Genomic DNA, 17,965 nt, shown 5'->3' on the forward strand with positions numbered 1-17,965 from the left:
CTCGCGACCTTTCCCTGGTAAGGCGCCCCGTTTTCTCCGTTCGGCGCCTCTGTACGGTATGAACAGTACGTCGAGCGAGACGAACGGACTCGAGCAGCTCTCCGAACGCGTCCTTGGGGGAACGACAGGATTGTTTCAGGCGATCGAACGGGATGCATCCGACGAGCGGGTGTCGAGCCTGGCGAAGGAGTTGTGGGAGATCACCGACGCGGCCGAAGGCCTGCTCGAGACGGTGGACCTCGAACGGCTGCCCGACGCCGTCGACGCCGACGACCTCCCCGACCTGATCGACGTCGAGAACCTCCCGAACGCGATCCGGGATCGCGACGCGAGCGAGGGGCTCGATCTCAGCGAGCTCCGCCACGCGATCAAGTTGCGGGAACTCTGGAATACGGTCGACCTCGTGGACTTTCGACAGGCGAGCCATCGACTCAAGGCAGAGATCGAGGACGTGGTCGGCCCCGATCGGTTGTCCGCCGCTTCGAACGGCGACTCGAGAGCCGCAGCCGACCTCGAGGCGTTCGGCGACGAGATCCGAGCCGAGGCGCCAAACGTGGCGCTCCAGCAGCAGGCTAAGAAACGGATGAAGCAGGCCCGTCGCGGCGTGCTCGAGGGGCACGCGGCCCTCGAGGAGGTGTACGCCGGGAATCGATCGAACCCCTCCAGGAGGCGGCGAGAAGGGCCTCGAAATCCGACGGCCGTCTCGTTGCTCCCGGGCGGTCCGCTGCCGGACAGCGCCTCCGTGCGGTACTCGTCGGTTCCGCCCGCCGTTCGGGGTGCGGCGATCGACCCATTACCCCGGATCTACGGTCGCCGCTGGCGTGCAAGGAGTGGCTCGAGGTAGAGTGGCCACTGAAATTCAGTCCACACGCGCCCGCGGCCTGCTGGCCAGTACTAATTGGAGTTCTATCAGCACTGGCCCCACAGTTACGAGCAGTGTGTAAACCGTTTCAGTCGTCACTATAGACAGAGGGTTGATTCCGTTCTGGAGGCGTCGATAACCGCTCTACTGACGGTTCAAACCGTTCTCCGCCAAGGGGCCGGTTTTTATCCGGACGAACAGCGTTTCCCAGGGGCTCTTATCTGAATATATGGTCTTAATTACTATGTCTAAATCGAGACGTCAATTTGTTACTAGCAGCGTTGTACTGCTGCCTGGCATCTGTGGTTGTAGCGATTTGAGGACTACCGAGTCGCTCCAGGAGATGCATCTGGAGTTATCGAACCAGACAGATGAGTCGCTAACGTTTCACTTTGCGTTAGAAGCGGATGATGGTCTCGGCCGGTGGTACGACTTCGATCTCGAAGCCGATACTCGCCGCGAGGTCAGTCTCCAGCCGACATCAGAGCGCAAATGGTCGGGATATCTGGCTATCGCGGGCAATAAACGGGCGTCCGGGTCACTACTCGGGCAAGGAGATGAACAGGCCTGCCTGCAACTCGATTTCTTGATTGCGGACGACGAGATTTCAGCAACGATGTCGACGGATCAGCCGCTGTGTGAGTCGTAATCGGAATCTCTCGAGGATCGTCGGGTCTGACAGCTGCTGCTACTACGGACGATTCCCAATGCCACTCGAGAAACGCAGAAAAACCGCGATCAGTCTGCCTGTACTGCTTCGGCCGGTTCCTCGCGATAGTGCTCCGCGATGAGGTCTTCGTCGATCCGGTTGAGTTCCTCCTTGGGTAGCGTCGAGAGCAGGTCCCAGCCGATCTCGAGGGTGTCCTCGATCGACCGGTCGGTGTCGTATCCCTGCTGGACGAACTCGTTCTCGAACCGGTCGGCGAAGTCGAGGAACTTGTTGTCTCGATCGGTCAGCGCCTCGCGACCGACGATGTTCACGAGGTCGCGCAGGTCCTCACCCTCCGCGTACGCGGCGTAGAGCTGGTCGGAGACGTCCGCGTGGTCGCCGCGGGTCAGTCCCTCGCCGATCCCGTCGTCCATCAGTCGCGACAGGCTGGGCAGGACGTTGATCGGCGGCTCGATCCCTTGACTGTTCAGGGACCGGTCGACGATGATCTGACCCTCGGTAATGTAGCCCGTCAGGTCCGGAATCGGGTGGGTGATGTCGTCGGAGGGCATCGTCAGGATCGGAATCTGGGTAACCGAGCCCTCGCGGCCCTGGATACGACCCGCCCGCTCGTAGAGCTGGGCCAGGTCGGTGTACATGTATCCGGGGTAGCCACGTCGACCCGGAACCTCTTCGCGGGCCGCGCCGATTTCGCGCAGCGCCTCACAGTAGTTCGTGATGTCCGTGAGGATGACGAGTACGTGGTAGTCCTTCTCGAAGGCGAGGTACTCGGCGGTGGTCAGGGCCAGTCGCGGCGTGACCGTCCGCTCGACGGCGGGGTCGTCCGCGAGGTTCATGAAGACGACCGAGCGCTCGAGCGCGCCGGTGCGCTCGAAGTCCTGCATGAATTCGTTGGCCTCCTCCTGGGTGATCCCCATCGCGCCGAAGATGACGGCGAACTCCGAGCCCTCCTCGTCGCTTTCTCCTTCCTCCTCCGGCACCGTCGCCTGCCGGGCGATCTGGAGCGCCAGATCGTTGTGCGGCAGTCCGGAACCGGAGAAGATCGGCAGTTTCTGCCCGCGAACGAGCGTGTTCATGCCGTCGATAGAACTGACACCCGTCTGGATGAACTCCTCGGGGTACTCCCGGGAGTAGGGGTTGATCGCCGCGCCGACGATGTCGAGTCGCTCGTCGGGAACGATCTCGGGACCGCCGTCGATGGGGTTCCCAGACCCGTCGAGGACGCGCCCGAGCAGGTCCTCCGTGACGGGCATCTTCATGGTCTCGCCCAGGAAGCGAACGGAGGCGTTGCGGTCGATGCCGCCCGTTCCCTCGAACACCTGGATCGAGACGAGTCCTTCGCTCGATTCGAGTACCTGTCCGCGCAGGGTCTTGCCGTCTTCCGTCTCGATTTCGACGATTTCGTCGTAGCCGACGGGCTCGTCGACCTCGGCGAAGACCAGCGGACCGCTGATTTCCGTGATTGTCTGGTATTCTTTCATGGTCTGTCTAGTACTGGGCCCTGATCTGAGACTCGATATCCGACTCGAGTTCGTCGATGAACGCGTGCCAGTCCTCGGCGGTGCCCATCCGGTTGAGCCGCGGTGCGGCGTCGACGTCCTGGATCTCCTCGACCGGGACGCCGGCGTCGAGCGCCTCGAAGGCCTCGTCGTTGAATGTTCGAATCGCCTGGAGCATCCGGTAGGTCTTCTTGGGCTCGCAGTAGGTGTCCACGTCGTGGAACGCGTTCTGCTGGAGCCACGCCTCCCGGAGGTAACGTGCGACCTCGAGGGTCAGCTGCTGGTCCGGCGGCAGGGCGTCCTTCCCGACGAGCTGGACGATCTCCTGGAGTTCGTCCTCCTCGTCGAGCACGTCGACGGCCCACTGGCGGACCTCGGGGTAGTCTTCCGCGACGTTCTCTCGGTACCAGGGGTCGAGTTGCTGTCGGTACAGCGAGTACGACTCGTTCCAGTTGATCGAGGGGAAGTGCCGACGCTCGGCGAGGTCGGCGTCCAGCGCCCAGAACGTCTTGACGATGCGCAGGGTGTTCTGGGTGACGGGCTCGGAGAAGTCACCGCCCGGAGGCGAGACTGCGCCGATGGCCGACACCGATCCCCGGGTACCGTTGATGTTCTGGAACAGGCCGGCGCGCTCGTAGAACTCCGAGAGCGACGCGGCGAGGTAGGCGGGGTAGCCCTCCTCACCGGGCATTTCCTCGAGTCGGCTCGAAATCTCGCGCATGGCCTCTGCCCACCGCGAGGTGGAGTCGGCCATCAGCGCGACGTCGTAGCCCATGTCGCGGAAGTACTCCGCGATGGTGATCCCCGTGTAAATGCAGGATTCGCGGGCCGCGACGGGCATGTTCGAGGTGTTCGCGATGAGGCAGGTTCGGCTCATCAGCGGCTTCCCGGTCTTGGGGTCTTCCAGTTCCGGGAAGTCCTCGATGACCTCGGTCATCTCGTTGCCACGCTCGCCACAGCCGACGTAGACGACGATGTCCGCGTCGGCCCACTTCGCGAGCTGGTGCTGGGTGACCGTCTTTCCGGAGCCGAAGGGGCCCGGGATCGCCGCGGTGCCGCCTTTGGCGATCGGGAAGAGGCCGTCCAGGATGCGCTGGCCGCTGACGAGCGGAATCGTCGGCGTCTGCTTCTCCTCGGCGGGGCGAGCCGACCGAACCGGCCACTCCTGGTGCATCGTGATCTCCTCGTCGGAATCGAGTTCGGCGACGACCTCGTCGACCGCGAACGTGCCGCTCTCGATCGATGAAATCTCACCGCCCTCGTAATCCGGCGGGACCATCACCTTGTGGGTGATACTCTCGGTTTCGGGGACTTCACCGATGATGTCCCCAGGTTCGACCGCGTCACCCTCCTCGACGGTGGGCGTAAACTCCCACGTTCGCTCGAGGTCGATGCCCGGCGCGTCGACCCCGCGGTCGAGGAACGCCGAGTTCATCTTCTCCTCGAGTTCGTCGAGGGGGCGCTGAACGCCGTCGTAGATGGTGTCCAGCAGGCCGGGTCCAAGGTCGACCGAGAGCGGCTCGCCCGTGTTCTCGACGGGTTCGCCGGGGCCGACGCCGGAGGTCTCCTCGTAGACCTGAATCGTGGTCAGGTTCCCTTCGATTTCGATGACCTCGCCCATCAGCCCTTCGTCGCCGACGTAGACGACGTCGTTCATTCGGGCGTCGAGGTCCGCGGCGGTCACGACGGGACCGCTCACGCTTTCTATCACACCGTCTTCGTCGACGGATTCTAGTGCCTGGCTCATACTTACTGACTGTCTTGGTCTTCGTCCTCGTCCATCAGGTCGATTCCGATGGCGCGTTTGATCTGCTCGCGAAGGCCACCGCCACCGCCGGCACCGCCGCCGATGGTGATGACGACCGGCTCGACGCTCGTTTCGACGTCAGAGCGGACGTTTCGCGAGAGATACTCGAGGTCGTCCTCGTGCATGATGACGATGCCGACGTCACCGTCCTCGAGAACGGCCGTAGCGGCGTCGTCGAGGGTGTCGGCCTTTTCGTCGTCAGGGACGTTCTCGAACCGTCTGACGCCGGCGAGCCGAAAGCCCGTGGTGAACTCCGGACTGCCGACGACCGCGATTTCCTGGCTCATAGGATCACCAATTCCTCTTCGATTTCGTTCTCCGAGAGGCCGACCTCTCGACCGCGGGCGATGGCGCGGATGTTCTCGATCTCGCGTTCCTTCGCGAGAATGTACGAGAGCACGGCTGACACCGACACCGGGTAGATGCTCGAGAGCGTGTCCGCGTACTCGAGCAACGCGGCGTCGACGGCGTGTTCGAACTGAATCAGGCTGTCGGCGTCGCGCAGTCGGTCGAGCGCGCCCGAGAGTCGGTCGCCGTAGCGACGGTTGGCGGCGATGTGATCGACCAGGTCGTCGTAGCGGTTGACCAGCTGGCGGAGTTCGCTCTCAGTGAAGAGCACGCCGCCGTCGATGTAGTACGCCGCGGGGTCGAGGTCGGCGCCGCTGCGAGCGAGTCGCAGGGCGTTCCGTGCGTTCCGGAAGTCGATCTCGGCCTGGAGGAACTCGATGTAGAGCGCTCGTGGCCCCTCCTGTGGCGCCGTCGATCCGGGCGTGTCGAGGCCCCGAATGTCGGCCAGCAGCCGTTCGTAGAACGCTCGATCGAGCGCGTTCTCGAGGGGAACCAGCGCGTGGCTCTCCTCGTACTCCTCGTAGGCGACCTCGAGGGGGTCGTGGTAGATCGTCCGGTCGAGTACTTCGATCGCGTCCTCGATGGTGTCGACCTCGAGCAGGCGATCGATGGTCCGATCGTCGAGTTCGCCGGCACGGATCAGGTCCGTCCGGACCTCCTCGGGGGCGGAGTCGGTGTAGATGCCTCGGAGGATCGTCTTGAGGTTCCAGACGTCGAACTTCCGGAGGTACCGGGCGATGAGGTCGTAGAGGCGACCGTCGGCCCAGTCCAGCAGGTCGTGAAAGTGCCTGGCGAGGTTCTGGTTCAGCGCGTACTCGATCAGGTCGACGCCGGAAAAGCGGGTACCGAGGGCGTTGATCTCGCGTTCGTACTCCGTCTCCTCCATGAACCGTGCGATCTCGCTCGGCCCCATCCGGACCAGCTTCCGATAGTCTTCGTCCGCGAACAGCGAGGCTCGGCGCGACCGCACGCGAGCGTTCACGTATTCCGGATTCGAGGCACCCGTACTCACGCGAACCACCCCGTGTGGTGAGTGTGAGCAGAGAGTGGGATGCGAGCCGTGCGAGTGGGAACGACCGTGCTCATTGCTCGAAGAGTCGGTTACTGATTTCCCGAAGGTTCTCTTCCCAGACGTCCTCGAGCACCGAGTCGAAGGTGTTGTTCACCCGGACGCGGGACTGCTCGCTCTCGACGACGACGCCGCCGAGGCAGTCGCGCTCGCCGGCGTACGCGTAGCCGTCGTACTCCGCGAGGATCGACTCGATCAGTGCCTGGTCGTCGGCGCGACCGTAGACGCGGACGTCGTCGCCCTCGTCGAACTCCTCGCCGGCCGCGTCGATGAGCGTCCGCGTCAGGTCCTCGCGGGTATCGCTCTCGAGGCCAGTCAGTTCGGCTTCGACCTGCTCGCGAACGTCATTGAGGACGTTCCGTCGGGCCTCCAGGCGCTCCTGTTTCGCCTCCAGTTTCGCACTGGAGAGTCGCTGTTCGCGCAACTGCTCGATCTCGCGTTCGACCTCGGTCTCGGCACGCTCGAGGGTGTCCTCGGCGTCGTCCTCGGCCGCCGACTCGATCTCCTCGGCGCGAGCCTCGCTTTCCGCGCGGATCTCCTCCGCACGCGCGTGGGCCTCTTCTCGAATGTCTGTGACGACTGTATCCAAACTCATTGTGGAAAAGCGAACGGGGTGCTCAGGCGATGAAGACGACGACCAGTGCCAGGATCACGAGCGTCTCTGGGAGGACGGTCATGATCAGGCCTGGCACGAACATGTCGTCGTCCTCGGCCATCGCGCCGACGGCAGCCGCACCGATACCTCGCTCGGCGTATCCCGAGGCGAGCGCCGCGAGACCGACCGCGATCGCAGCGGCCGCGCCGGGGTCGTTCAGGGTCTGCAGTGCAACGTTCGAGGCTTCGAGGGTTTCCATCATTATTGATTACTCCTGACTGTAGGTTCGATCGTGTCCGAACGGTTCGTAGTTGGCTCCACCGCCTTCATAAAACTTGTTAAAGAATTCGACGTACTCGAGACGTACTCCCTGCAGACCAGCGCTTGTCACGCCAAGGATTAACACGACGATGTGTCCGACGACTAGAATAACGAACCCGCCGATGAGTCCGGCGATGCCGCCCATGTGCATGAGGCCGTCGAAGATGACTGTGGCTTCGCTGCCGTAGTTTTCGGCGACGTAGCCGGGCCCGTGGCCGGCCGAGCCCAGGAAGTGGAACGCGCCGTCGGGGTCCTCGTAGGCGCCGAAGAACAGCAGGTTGACCACGAAAGCCATGCCGGCCTTCGCGAGCAACACCGCGCCCATCCGGGTGTACGAGAAGACGTTCACGACGACGTCGAGCGCTTCGACGATCTCGACGGTGTCACCGATCGCGAGCATGACGAACCCGATCAGGAATACGAGCAGCGGAACCGTCAGCAGGAAGCCGCCGATGCCCGGGATCGCTTCCGGGAACGTGAACAGGCCCCACTCGGGGAACCCGGTGAATCCGATCGGGAAGGGTCCGTCGCTGGCGAACGTCGTGAACAGGAACTCCGGCTTGGAGGCCTCGGCCTGGGCCGAGAAGATCCAGACCCAGATGCCGTTGAGCATCAGGATCCAGGAGCCACTGTGGAAGAGCGCGTCCTTGAATCCGTGCCTCAGGTTCTCGTAGAAGTCGATCAGGTAGCCGATGTTCAGGTGGACGATACCGGCGAGTACGCTCACGACCATCCAGCCGATGGCGAACTCGGCGGCACCGGGCTCGAGACCCTTGTTCAACGGCAACAGTTCGACGTTGAACAGGTCGCCCCAGACGATGGATCCGAGGGCGTGTAGCCCGAAGAATTCGCCGTAGATGAACCCGAAAATGATCGTGAACGCGCCGGCCCAGATGGCCACGCCGCCCAGGCTCGAGATGCCGTCGCTCTCGAAGTTGGTCGCCATGTAGTAGCCGATGGCGACGTACAGAATCCCGTAACCGACGTCGCCGATCATGAAGCCGAAGAAGACCGGGAACGTCAGGAACAGGAAGATCGTCGGGTCGAGTTCGCTGTATTTGGGTTTGTTGACCGCGTTGACCAGGGCCTCGAACGGCTTCGCGGCCGAGGGGTTGTCCTGGATGACCGGCGGTTCGTCGTCCATCGTGACGGCCGAGCCGCCGTCGGTGACGGCTTTCTGCTCGGCCCGCTCTTCTTCGTCCTCGCTGGCGGTCGGCCCGTCCTCGTCCTGTGCGGCGGGCGTCCCCTTCTGGACGTCTTCGGTGTGCGTGTGGGCGCCGTGACGGTCGTAGTCGGCGCGTTCGAGTTCTTCGATCTCGACGCTGTCGCCGACGGCGTCGTTCAGCGCGGCGACGAGGCGGTCGTACTCGGTCGTCGGGATCCAGCCCTCGGCGATGAACGCCCGGTCGCTCGTCGCGAACTGCAGCGGCGCCTCGGCGCGCTGGACCTCGATCGTGAGTTTCTCCTCGGCGAGCAACAGGAACGCGCCCTCCTCGGTCTTGATCGTTTCGAGGTCGGCGTCGATCTCCTCGAGTTTGGCCTCGAGTTCGTGTTCCTCGCGCTCGAGATCGGACACGTAGGACTCGGGGTCCTTCTCCGTCTCGGGCACCTGGTAGCGGCTGAAGTCGACGCCGACGAGGGCGTCGTCGACGAACCCTTCGTCGGCTCCGGCGGCGGGCGCCGCGACGATGGCGACGACCTCGTCGCCGGTGAAGGTCTCGTAGGCGCGAACGTCGTCGGACGCGTCGAGGACCGTCTCGACCTCCGTCAACGAGCCGTCGCCGACGACGACCTCGACCGAATCGTACCCCGACAGCAAGTCGAGGTCGATCCCGAGGTCCGCGAAGGGTTCGATCCGGTCGAGTCGTTCCCTGACGCGGCGCAACTGGTCGCGAACCTCGGTCCGTCGGTCGTCGAGGTCGTTAGCCCGCGTCCGGATGGACTCGAGGCGAGGCTCCCAGTCGTCACCGAGCCTGCCGGTGGCGACGTCTACGTCCTCGTCCTCGAGGCCGAGCGTGCTCTCGAGGGCCCGGACCGTGACGAGCTTCTCGGAGGCCTCGTCGGCGCCCGCGATGGGGTTGCCGTTGTCGAAGCCCGTCCAGGAGCCGTCGTAGTCCGAGAGGTGTACCAGGTTCAGGTCGTAGACTGCCTCGATGACCGTGGGCATGACGCCCTTCGAACCGGTCACCGAGACCTTGCTCATCCGTTCAGGTCTGAGCATTGACGTCCTCCTGGAACAGGTCGACGACGTGGGATGCCACCTCGTCGACCCGTGTCGTGGCGCGTTTCTCGAGCGCCTCGCGATCTTCGGTTCCCTCCCGGAGCACGCGCTCACACTCGGCGTCGATTTCCTCGCGAGCGTCCTCGAGTCGGCGCTCCTTGAGGTCTCGAGCCTCCGCTTCCGCCTCCGAGCGAATCTCCTCGGCGCGTTTCCGGGCCTCGGCGATGCGCTCGTCGCGGTCGTTCTCCGCCTGTGCGACGATTTCGTCGGCCTGCTCTTCTGCCGACTTGATCTCTTGTAGAACCTGTGGCCTCGGCATACTCTAAGCACCCGACGTTTGCTTGAGCGCGTATAAGGTAGTTGCGAAAGTGGTTGGCGTGCGTCTTCACGTTTCGTTGCAAACGGGGCGAACGAACTGCCGACGAGCGCCCCTCTCGAATCGTGCCAACGGTGTCGACAGCCGCCCTGTCGACGGACGCGGCCGCCCGAGTCCCGCTGGATGGACAGACCTATCACGCCAGGCGACCAATCGGCGCCAAATGGGAATCCTCGAGAACAAGGCGCGGGCGCGGCTGTTCTACAAGTACCTCTCGACGATTTACGACCGGATCAACCCCTTCATCTGGAACGAGGAGATGCGAACCGAGGCGCTCTCGCTGCTCGACTTCGAGGAGAGCGAGATGGTGCTCGACGTTGGCTGTGGCACCGGATTCGCGACCGAGGGGCTGCTCGAGCACGTCGATACCGTCTACGCGCTCGACCAGAGCGAACACCAGCTCGAGAAGGCCTACGCCAAGTTCGGGAAGACGGGCGGCCCCGTCGACTTTCACCGGGGCGACGCCGAGCGACTCCCGTTTAAGACCGACACATTTGATATTATCTGGTCGTCGGGTTCGATCGAGTACTGGCCCGAACCCGTCCTCGCCCTCCGGGAGTTCAACCGCGTGCTCAAACCGGGCGGCCAGGTGCTCGTCGTCGGGCCAAACTACCCGGACAACCGGATCGCCCAGGCGCTGGCCGACGCGATGATGCTCTTCTACGACGAGTACGAGGCCGACCGCATGTTCAAGGCGGCGGGCTTCGAGGAGGTCAAACACCTGTTCCAGGGACCCAGCTACGAACCCGAGGTGGCGATCACGACGATCGCTCGAGCGCCCGAAGAGTAACCCCAGAGGGGGTTTGACGCCGATTCTTTGGCTGGCCCATATCGAGCCGGCCTCACTCCACCCGCCGCTCGAGGAAGTCCGCCAGCAACTCGAACATCCGCAGTTTCTGTGCCTGATCGGAGGACGCGTGGCCCTCCTCGCCGAGTTCCTCGTACTCGAAGTCCTCGCCCTCCTCGTAGCCGTTCTCGAGCAGGGCGTCACGGAAGATTCGGGCCTGCGACACCGGGACGCGGTGGTCGTTGACGCCGTGAACGAGGAAGATCGGATCCTCGACGTTCTCGACGTGGGTTACCGGACTGCGCTCACGGTAGAGGTCGGGGTTCTCCTCGGGCGTCCCGAGGTAGGTCTCCATCAACTCCGTCCGGAAGTGGGGCATCGTGTTCTCGAACATGTCCTCGAGGTCAGTGAGGCCGATCCAGGCGACGCCCGCGGTGTACAGGTCCGGATACTGGACCATCTGCCAGTAGGCGGAGTAACCGCCGTAAGAACCACCGAAGACGACGACGCGGTCCGAATCGAGGAAGTCGTAGGTCTCGAGGACGTACTCGGCCGCGGCAGCGACATCGCCCTGTTCGGCGCCCGCCCAGTCGTCGTAGAGTTCGCGGACAAATTTTCGGCCTCGTCCCGTGGATCCGCGGTAGTTGATCTGGAGTACCGAGAATCCCTGGGAGACCAGCACCTGGGTGTAGAGGTCGAACGACTTCGTGTCTCGAGCGCGGGGGCCGCCGTGGGGGTTGACGATCAGCGGCGACGGTCGCTCGCCCGAATCGTAGAAGAGCGCGCCGATCTCGAGCTCGTCGTAGGGTTCGTGCTCGACGGCGCGCTGGGGCGTCTCCGGAATCCCGTCGGAGTCCACGCGGAGGTACTCTGCGTCCGCGAAGTCCTCGGGATCGAACGGCCCGTACTCGGCCTCGAGCAGCGTCTCGTAGCTGTCATCGGACAGGTCGTAGACCAGCAGCTCGGGGCGCCGGGTGGGCGTCGTGTGCTGGACGAGCACCCGATCGTCGTCGACGACGACGCTGCCGGGACCGTAGCCGCCCAGGGAGGCGACGCCCTCGGGGACGTCGAACTCGCGGCCCTCGCCGGTCTCGAGGTCGTAGACGACGGGGACGGCGACGGCGTCGCGGCTCCGCGTGGCGAGCACGCGCTCGCCGTCAGGGAGGAAGGCGGTCCCGTGTTCCTCGTACTCGTCCTCGCCGTACCACTCGACCGACTCCGACTCGAGGTCGTAGACGCCGATCCGCCCCAGGTCCGCGGAGTTGTCGCTGACGAGCAAGCGCTCGCCGTCGGGCCCCCAGTCGTTGGGCATCGACTCCGCACCGTCCTCGCCCAGTTCGAGGTTTTGGGGGTTCGAGCCGTCGCCGTCCATCACGTAGACGTCCTGGTTGTTGTGGTCGTCGGATTCGTTCGTCGAGAACGCCACCCGTTCGCCGTCCGGCGAGAGCGTCGCCCCGCTAGCAGCCCGCTCGTAGTCGGTGATCTTGGTCGTCTCGCCACTCGCGAGGTCGTGACGATAGAGGTTCATCTGCCCGTCTCGCGTGGAGCCGACGACCAGCGTCTCGCCGTCGTCGCTCACGTCCTGGATCATGACCTGACCGTCCACCTCGAGGACGGACTCGACCTCGCCATCGCGGGTGAGCGCGTAGACGTCGTTCTGCTCGTTGCCGTCGTCGTCGAGGTGGAAGAACACCCGATCACCGTCACCCCAGGTGACGAACCAGCGGGCGTTTCGGGGAACCTCACCGTCGGACCACTGCTCGAGGTCGCCGCTCTCGACGTCCAGGATGTGGAGTTCGTTTCGGCCCGTCACGTCGTAGTAGAGCGCCACTTCGTCGCCGTCGGGACTCACCGTCGGGTGGGCCATCGTCGGCAAGCTCGCCAGTTCCTCGAGGACGTCAGCGTCGGCAGACTGTGCCATACGACACCGTGACTCGGACGGCTCTTCAATACTTGGAAGTACGTCACGTCTCACCGGTTTCGTGCCATCGCCATCGGGCGATATGGTGGCTTCAAGCCCCTCGAATCCGAACCGCCGGTCGTGTCACAGCCGATCGTCGTCCCCGGGGCGCGAGACGTCCGGGCCACGCTCGAGGAACCGTCGTCGGAGCCGACTGCCATCGTCGTCGCCTGCCCGCCGCACCCCCAGCACGGCGGGAACCGAGGGGACCGCCGCCTGGTCGCCGTCAGCGACGCCCTCGTCGAGCGGGGGATTGCCTGCCTGCGGATCGACTACGGGGAGTGGGACGAGGGCCACGGCGAGCGAGAAGACGTCCGGAACGCGATCCGCTGGGCGAGCCCACGATACGACCGCGTCGGCGTCTTCGGCTTCAGTTTCGGCTCCGGCCTGGCCCTGCTCACGAGCGCCGACGACCCCGCCGTCGACGCGGTCTCGGCACTGGCGCCGCCCTCGAGCCTCGGTCCGGATCTCGAGGTGGTGCCGGCACTCGCGTCGCTCGAGATTCCGGTCCAGATCGGGTACGGGGCCCGGGATTCGACCGTCGACTGGGGACCGGTCGTCGAGGCGGCGACGGAGCGGAGCGACCGCGTGCTCGAGTTCTCGTCGGATCACTTCTTCGTCGGTCAGCACGAGGCGGTCGCGACTGAAATCGGCGAGTTCTTCGCCGAGACGCTGGGCTAACGTCGTCGCTGTCGCCTTCGCTCCGGTTGGATTCTTCTCGACTTTGACTTCGGTCCCGACTCTGCCTCTTACTTCGACGTCAACTCCGACTCTGCCTCCGACTTTGGCGCTCGCTCGAGCGCCTACTCATCGTCACTGGAGAAAGCTCCGTAAAAACCAAACCGTCGACCGCTCAGGTTGTCCGGAACGCCCGGTCGCCGGCGTCACCCAGGCCGGGGACGATGAAGCCGTTCTCGTCGAGGTGGTCGTCGATAGCCACCGTCAGGAGGTCGGCCTCGGGGACGGCCTCGCTCACGCGGAGGAGCCCCTCCGGCGCCGAAACCGCCGAGAGGACGATCAGGTGCTCCGGATCGGTCGAGTTCGCGATCACGTGCTCCAGGACGGCGTTCATCGTGCTGCCGGTCGCGAGCATCGGATCCGCGACGATCACGGTGTCGTCCTCGGTGATCTCGGGCAATTTGACGTAGTCGATGGTGATCGGGAAGGTGCCATTCTCGTCGCGGCCGGCCTCCTCGTCGCGACTGGCACTGATAACGCCCTGGCGGGCGCGCGGGAAGGCCTTGAGCAATCCCTCGACGAACGGCGTCGCGGCCCGGAGGACGTTGATGATGACCACGTCGTCGAGGCCCTTGACCCGCTCGCCCATCGTGGGCTCGAGGGGCGTCTCGATCTCGACGTACTCGGTCTCCATGCGCCCGTCGATGATCTCGTAGCCACAGATCCGCCCGAGTTTCACGAGTCCCTTCCGGAAGCTCACCTGTTCGGTTTCGACGTCCCGCAGGCGCGAGAGCGTGTCCTTCGCCAGCGCGTGGGTGACGAGGTAGGCGTCACCGCGGTCTTCGATCGGCATACCGGCATTCCGCAGGCGGTAACATTTATTGTACCGATTGCTCGAGACGACCCTCCCTCCGAGCGCCCGCTCTCGTCATCACTCGAGCCTCGAACCTCGAACGGCTCGCGGACGGTGCCTCGAGTCGGTCCGAAGGGGGCGCTTCAGCCGCAGGTACAGGTGCAGGTGGCGCCCGACGGCTCGCCGGTCGTCCGGCATCGGTTGGTCCGTTCAGTGCCCAGCGTCGTGCGGGTTCAGCTTCGTTCCGTAGTGTTCCGCGTGGTCGGCGTAGTCAATGAACCGCGGCGCGTCCGGGTCGAACGGCCGCTCGAGGCTCTCGAAGGCCTTCTTCTTGTCCCAGCTCTGAAGACCGCCGATGGCCGACCGGTCCTCGAGGTCGTGGTACTCGAGAACGGGTTCGGTGAGTTCCCACGCCTGCAGCCCCTGCTCGGTGCGGACGATGACGCTCGAGTACTCGTCGGCGGAGCCAACGGAGCCGACGGTGATGTCGGCGGCATAGCCGGTGAAATCGGCGCACTCGTCGCAGCCCTTGAGCGCGGCGTCGTGGAAGTTCTCGATGTCCTCTTCCAGCATCATCCGACCGTCGTGACCGTAGACCATCAATTTCCCGTGGAGGACGTCCATCTTGCCGATTTCGTCGGGCGAGATGCCCCGTTGTTCCTCGAGGTGCTCGCCCATGAGGCTGTAGTAGTTGAAGTTCTTGGTGCACATCAGCGCGATGGTGTAGTCCACTGCGCGGACGCCCTCCTCCTGGGCGCCGTATTCCCAGCCGAAGTCCTGCAGGGCGCGGATGCCCTCGATCTCGCAGGGAGTGCCCACGAGCGCCAGCGAGATGTCCTCCCAGGGCTCGTCGGGAAGCTTGTGCTCCCACTGACCGAGATCGAGGTTGCCGAGCGCGAGCGTCTGATTGTAGATGGTGCCTGCGTTCTCGATCAGGTCCTCGCGGCTGGTGGCGAGGTAGCTCTCGGCCTTCCAGGGCTCCTCCTCGCTCTCGGTAGCGATGAGCGCGCCGTCGATCTCGCCGGCCTCGAGCAGAGTGGCGAGGATGCCGGTGACGACGCCGCCGTCCTGGGCCCCGCCGGTCCAGTCGTCGTCGACCTTCGCGGAGAACTCCGTGATCGGGTCGCCTGCGCCCGAGACGTTGTCGTCGCCGCCGGTGATCTTCCACTGGCGCTCGTAACGCAGGCCGCCGCGGGGACAGAAGTCCCAGCAGAGCGAACAGCCGGTGCACATCTTGACCAGTTTCGGCAGGTCGTCGTCACCGACGCCGATGGAGTCCGACGGACAGGCCGAAACGCAGGTTCCACACTGGATACAGCGCCCGTCGTCGATGACGGCCTCGTCCAGTTCCATGAACCAGGTCTTCTCGTCGGGCGTCTCGATGTCGTTCATCTCCGAGCGGATCTCGTAACCCGGCGTCTCGAGGTCGACGCCCTCGGGAACGCCGACGCGCTCGTCGGGCGCGCCGCCGTCGACGTCCTGGCTGACCCCTTCGGCGGGTTCGGTGAACTTCACGTCGCCGAGGGTTCCGTCGGCGTCGACGTTGGCCGGTCGAGCGCCACCGTCAGGGCGAAGCCCTGACCTGCCCCCGTTCGTTTCACTCACGGGAACGCCGTTGGAACGGATCTCCGACGAGCCCTCGTTGGCAGTTTCCGCCGCAACCGTCGTGGCCGACTCGGGTTCCTCGCCGCCGGGACCGACGCCGTCGGCGGGAATCGTGCCGTGTTCGCTGTCGGGGCGGTGGATCCGCGCGCCGGAGGCAATCGGGACCGACTCCTCGTCATCGTCGGCGTCCGTCTCGGGGACCGCCGGGAACGCGGGGGTATCGTCGACGTCGCTGTCCCGTTCCTCGGTCGTCCGTTCGTCGTGTTCCTCAGTCATCGACAGCCACCCCCTCGGTGACGGGTGCGTCTGCCTGCTTCATGATCGAGCGCAGTCGCCCGTTGTCGACCCGGCGACACCACTCGTAGAACCGCTCGCCGTCGGCCCGGCCCTCGGCGTAGGCCTCGAACAGCCGCTCGAGGGCGGGGATGACCGCCTCGGCGGGGACCGCGTTCTCGACCCAGTCGAGGAACTCGTTGTCGGACCCGAGCGAGCCGCCGAGACCGAAGTCCATGCCCTCGACGATGTCGTCGGCGTCATCGTCCCCATCGGTATCGACCTGGACGGTCTCACCACGGAAGCCGATGTCCGCGATCTGGGGCTGGGCGCACGACGCGGAACAGCCCGACATGTGCATCCGGACGACCTCGAGGTCGTCCGGCGTGTCGATGCGCTCGTCGAGTTCGCGGGCCCAGCGCCTGACGCGCTTTTTCGTCTCGATGATGCCGTAGTTGCAGAACTCCGAACCGGTGCAGCCGACGGCGCCGCGCGAGAACGGGCCGGGGTCGGGCTGGTAGTCCTGGGCGAACGGCTCCGCGAGCAGGTCCTTGACGTTCTCCGCCGGAACGTGCGTGATGAGGAAGTTCTGGTCGGTCGCCAGCCGGATCGAGGCGTCCTCGGTGCCGTACGTCCTGGCCGCGCGGGCCGCCTCGGCGAACTCGTCGCCGCCCATCCGTCCCGCGATTACGTTGAAGCCAACGTAGGTCAGGCCCTCCTGTTTCTGGTCGTGAACGCCGACGTGGTCGCCGGCGTACCCCTCGGTGAGGTCGACGCCCCTGGTGGGCAGGTCGACGGTGCAGCGGTCGCGAATCGCCACCTCGAACGTCTCGGGGCCGAGTTGCTCGACGAGGTAGCGCATCCGGCAGACGCCACGGTTGTTGCGGTCGCCGAGTTCCTTGAACGTCTGGGCGACCGCCCGGCAGAACTCGACAGCGTCCTCCGGCGAGACGAACACGTCGAGGTTCGAGGCCATCCGCGGGCCGTCCGAGAGGCCGCCGCCGACGCGGACGTGGAAGCCGTAGTACTCCTGTCCGCCGAGTTCCTTGCGTGCGGGAACCAGTCCGAGGTCGTTGATCTGGGACTGGGCGCAATCGTGTTTACACCCCGTGATCGTCATCTTGAACTTCCGGGGGAGGTTCGCGTACTCGCGATTGCCGGTGAAGTACTCGGAGACGGCGTCGACGACCGGCTGGGCGTCGAAGTACTCGTGATCGTCGAGCCCCGCGGCGGGACAGCCGAGCACGTTCCGCGCGCCGTCACCGCACCCCTGGATCGTCGTCAGGCCGACCTCGTCGTAGCGCTCCCAGACGTCGGGGACGTCCTCGATCTCCACCCAGTGTTTCTGGACGTCCTGACGCGTGGTGATGTCGAGGTAGGCGTCGCCCCAGCATTCGTTCTGGTTCTCACCGCCGTACGCCTCGGGTGCCCTGGCGTACTCCTCGACGACCTCGCCGATCACCTCCGCCTGATCGGGCGTGAGGTAGCCGCCGGGAACTTTCGTCCGCATCATGAAGTAGCCGTCCTGGACGCCGTGGCTGTACATCCCGGCCCACTTGAGCCGTTCCCACTCGCCGCCGCCGGCGCGTTCTTCAATCTCGTCGAAGGACAACCCCTCCTCGGCGTATCGCCTGACGTCATCGATGACGTCCAGCGGGTGCTTCTCTCGTTTCCACTCCTCGACCGCGTTCATCGTGTCGTCCTCCGGTTCTGGTCCGGGGGACCGTCTGTACCGTGCATGGTGAATCACCGACGCGACTTGCGTGCGAATGTCTTACAGAGTCCTTATCAATGCCTCTTGGTATCACGGTCAACGCTGCTTGCGCTGCGCGAAACGTTCACATTCTTGCCGGTACCCGTGACGCGCCCATCAGCGAGATCAGTAGCGGAGGTCGATCCTATCCGGGCGTCCGCCGGCCTCGCCGGGGTCGGCCCCGGCATGCCCGACCGACGTTCTTGGCGCTCGCCGTGAGCACTCCGAACCAGTACGATTTCGGTCCAAGCGGGTGACCGGGTGCTCGTCGCTCGCTACGATGCGGGG

General features: G+C 64.9%; 16 protein-coding genes. 4 read left to right on the forward strand and 12 right to left on the reverse strand.

The annotated features are described in order from the left end of the window. The first annotated feature begins 58 nt into the window (after window positions 1–58). Together NGM15_RS14200 and NGM15_RS14205 are read left to right on the forward strand one after the other, a co-directional pair. Complete coding sequence (locus NGM15_RS14200; protein WP_253432232.1) at window positions 59–844, forward strand: hypothetical protein; 786 nt, start codon at window positions 59–61, stop codon at window positions 842–844. A 361-nt stretch (window positions 845–1,205) separates the two neighbouring features. After that, complete coding sequence (locus NGM15_RS14205) at window positions 1,206–1,511, forward strand: hypothetical protein (protein WP_253432235.1); 306 nt, start codon at window positions 1,206–1,208, stop codon at window positions 1,509–1,511. A gap of 89 nt (window positions 1,512–1,600) precedes the next feature. Here NGM15_RS14205 and NGM15_RS14210 read toward each other — a convergent pair whose 3' ends face one another. From NGM15_RS14210 to ahaH, 8 genes are all read right to left on the reverse strand, one after another. Beyond that, window positions 1,601–3,013, reverse strand: a complete 1,413-nt coding sequence (locus NGM15_RS14210; protein ID WP_253432239.1) for an ATP synthase subunit B — start codon at window positions 3,011–3,013, stop codon at window positions 1,601–1,603. Between the two features lie 7 nt (window positions 3,014–3,020). Then, window positions 3,021–4,778: an ATP synthase subunit A gene (locus NGM15_RS14215; RefSeq protein WP_253432242.1), complete on the reverse strand. Its 1,758-nt coding sequence runs from the start codon at window positions 4,776–4,778 to the stop codon at window positions 3,021–3,023. A 2-nt stretch (window positions 4,779–4,780) separates the two neighbouring features. After that, the gene (locus NGM15_RS14220) at window positions 4,781–5,125 is read right to left on the reverse strand and encodes a V-type ATP synthase subunit F (RefSeq protein WP_253432245.1); all 345 of its coding nucleotides are present in this window, start codon (window positions 5,123–5,125) and stop codon (window positions 4,781–4,783) included. Continuing rightward, the gene (locus NGM15_RS14225; RefSeq protein ID WP_253432247.1) at window positions 5,122–6,198 is read right to left on the reverse strand and encodes a V-type ATP synthase subunit C; all 1,077 of its coding nucleotides are present in this window, start codon (window positions 6,196–6,198) and stop codon (window positions 5,122–5,124) included. The genes NGM15_RS14220 and NGM15_RS14225 overlap by 4 nt, the downstream gene beginning before the upstream one ends. Window positions 6,199–6,268: 70 nt before the next feature. Continuing rightward, window positions 6,269–6,850, reverse strand: coding sequence for a V-type ATP synthase subunit E (locus NGM15_RS14230; protein WP_253432250.1), 582 nt, complete (start codon window positions 6,848–6,850; stop codon window positions 6,269–6,271). A 22-nt stretch (window positions 6,851–6,872) separates the two neighbouring features. Beyond that, the gene (locus NGM15_RS14235; protein WP_253432253.1) at window positions 6,873–7,112 is read right to left on the reverse strand and encodes a hypothetical protein; all 240 of its coding nucleotides are present in this window, start codon (window positions 7,110–7,112) and stop codon (window positions 6,873–6,875) included. A gap of 6 nt (window positions 7,113–7,118) precedes the next feature. Then, window positions 7,119–9,392, reverse strand: coding sequence for a V-type ATP synthase subunit I (locus tag NGM15_RS14240; protein WP_253432257.1), 2,274 nt, complete (start codon window positions 9,390–9,392; stop codon window positions 7,119–7,121). Next, window positions 9,379–9,711 carry an ATP synthase archaeal subunit H gene (gene ahaH, locus NGM15_RS14245; RefSeq protein ID WP_253432260.1) on the reverse strand — a complete coding sequence of 111 codons (333 nt, stop codon included), beginning with the start codon at window positions 9,709–9,711 and terminating at the stop codon, window positions 9,379–9,381. Before ahaH ends, NGM15_RS14240 begins: the two co-directional genes overlap by 14 nt. Before the next feature lie 220 nt (window positions 9,712–9,931). Here ahaH and NGM15_RS14250 point away from each other — a divergent pair, with 220 nt between their 5' ends. Beyond that, complete coding sequence (locus NGM15_RS14250; RefSeq protein WP_253432263.1) at window positions 9,932–10,558, forward strand: methyltransferase domain-containing protein; 627 nt, start codon at window positions 9,932–9,934, stop codon at window positions 10,556–10,558. Between the two features lie 52 nt (window positions 10,559–10,610). Here the strand turns inward: NGM15_RS14250 and NGM15_RS14255 are convergent, their stop codons facing one another. Continuing rightward, the gene (locus NGM15_RS14255) at window positions 10,611–12,476 is read right to left on the reverse strand and encodes a S9 family peptidase (RefSeq protein ID WP_253432266.1); all 1,866 of its coding nucleotides are present in this window, start codon (window positions 12,474–12,476) and stop codon (window positions 10,611–10,613) included. 120 nt (window positions 12,477–12,596) lie between these two features. Between NGM15_RS14255 and NGM15_RS14260 the strand changes: the two genes are divergently transcribed. Beyond that, on the forward strand, window positions 12,597–13,196 hold the full coding sequence (locus NGM15_RS14260) for an alpha/beta hydrolase (protein ID WP_253432269.1): 600 nt from the start codon (window positions 12,597–12,599) through the stop codon (window positions 13,194–13,196). A 172-nt stretch (window positions 13,197–13,368) separates the two neighbouring features. Here the strand turns inward: NGM15_RS14260 and upp are convergent, their stop codons facing one another. The 3 genes from upp to NGM15_RS14275 all read right to left on the reverse strand — a co-directional run bounded on the left by upp (window position 13,369) and on the right by NGM15_RS14275 (window position 17,617). Then, on the reverse strand, window positions 13,369–14,046 hold the full coding sequence (upp, locus tag NGM15_RS14265) for a uracil phosphoribosyltransferase (RefSeq protein ID WP_253432272.1): 678 nt from the start codon (window positions 14,044–14,046) through the stop codon (window positions 13,369–13,371). 210 nt (window positions 14,047–14,256) lie between these two features. Then, a complete protein-coding gene (locus NGM15_RS14270; RefSeq protein ID WP_253432274.1) occupies window positions 14,257–15,927 on the reverse strand; it encodes a Coenzyme F420 hydrogenase/dehydrogenase, beta subunit C-terminal domain in 1,671 nt (556 codons plus the stop codon). Beyond that, window positions 15,920–17,617, reverse strand: coding sequence for a nitrite/sulfite reductase (locus NGM15_RS14275; RefSeq protein ID WP_253432294.1), 1,698 nt, complete (start codon window positions 17,615–17,617; stop codon window positions 15,920–15,922). Before NGM15_RS14275 ends, NGM15_RS14270 begins: the two co-directional genes overlap by 8 nt. Window positions 17,618–17,965 lie beyond the last annotated feature (348 nt).

This window comes from Natronosalvus halobius (assembly GCF_024138145.1).
In the GTDB taxonomy this organism is placed as follows: domain Archaea; phylum Halobacteriota; class Halobacteria; order Halobacteriales; family Natrialbaceae; genus Natronosalvus; species Natronosalvus halobius.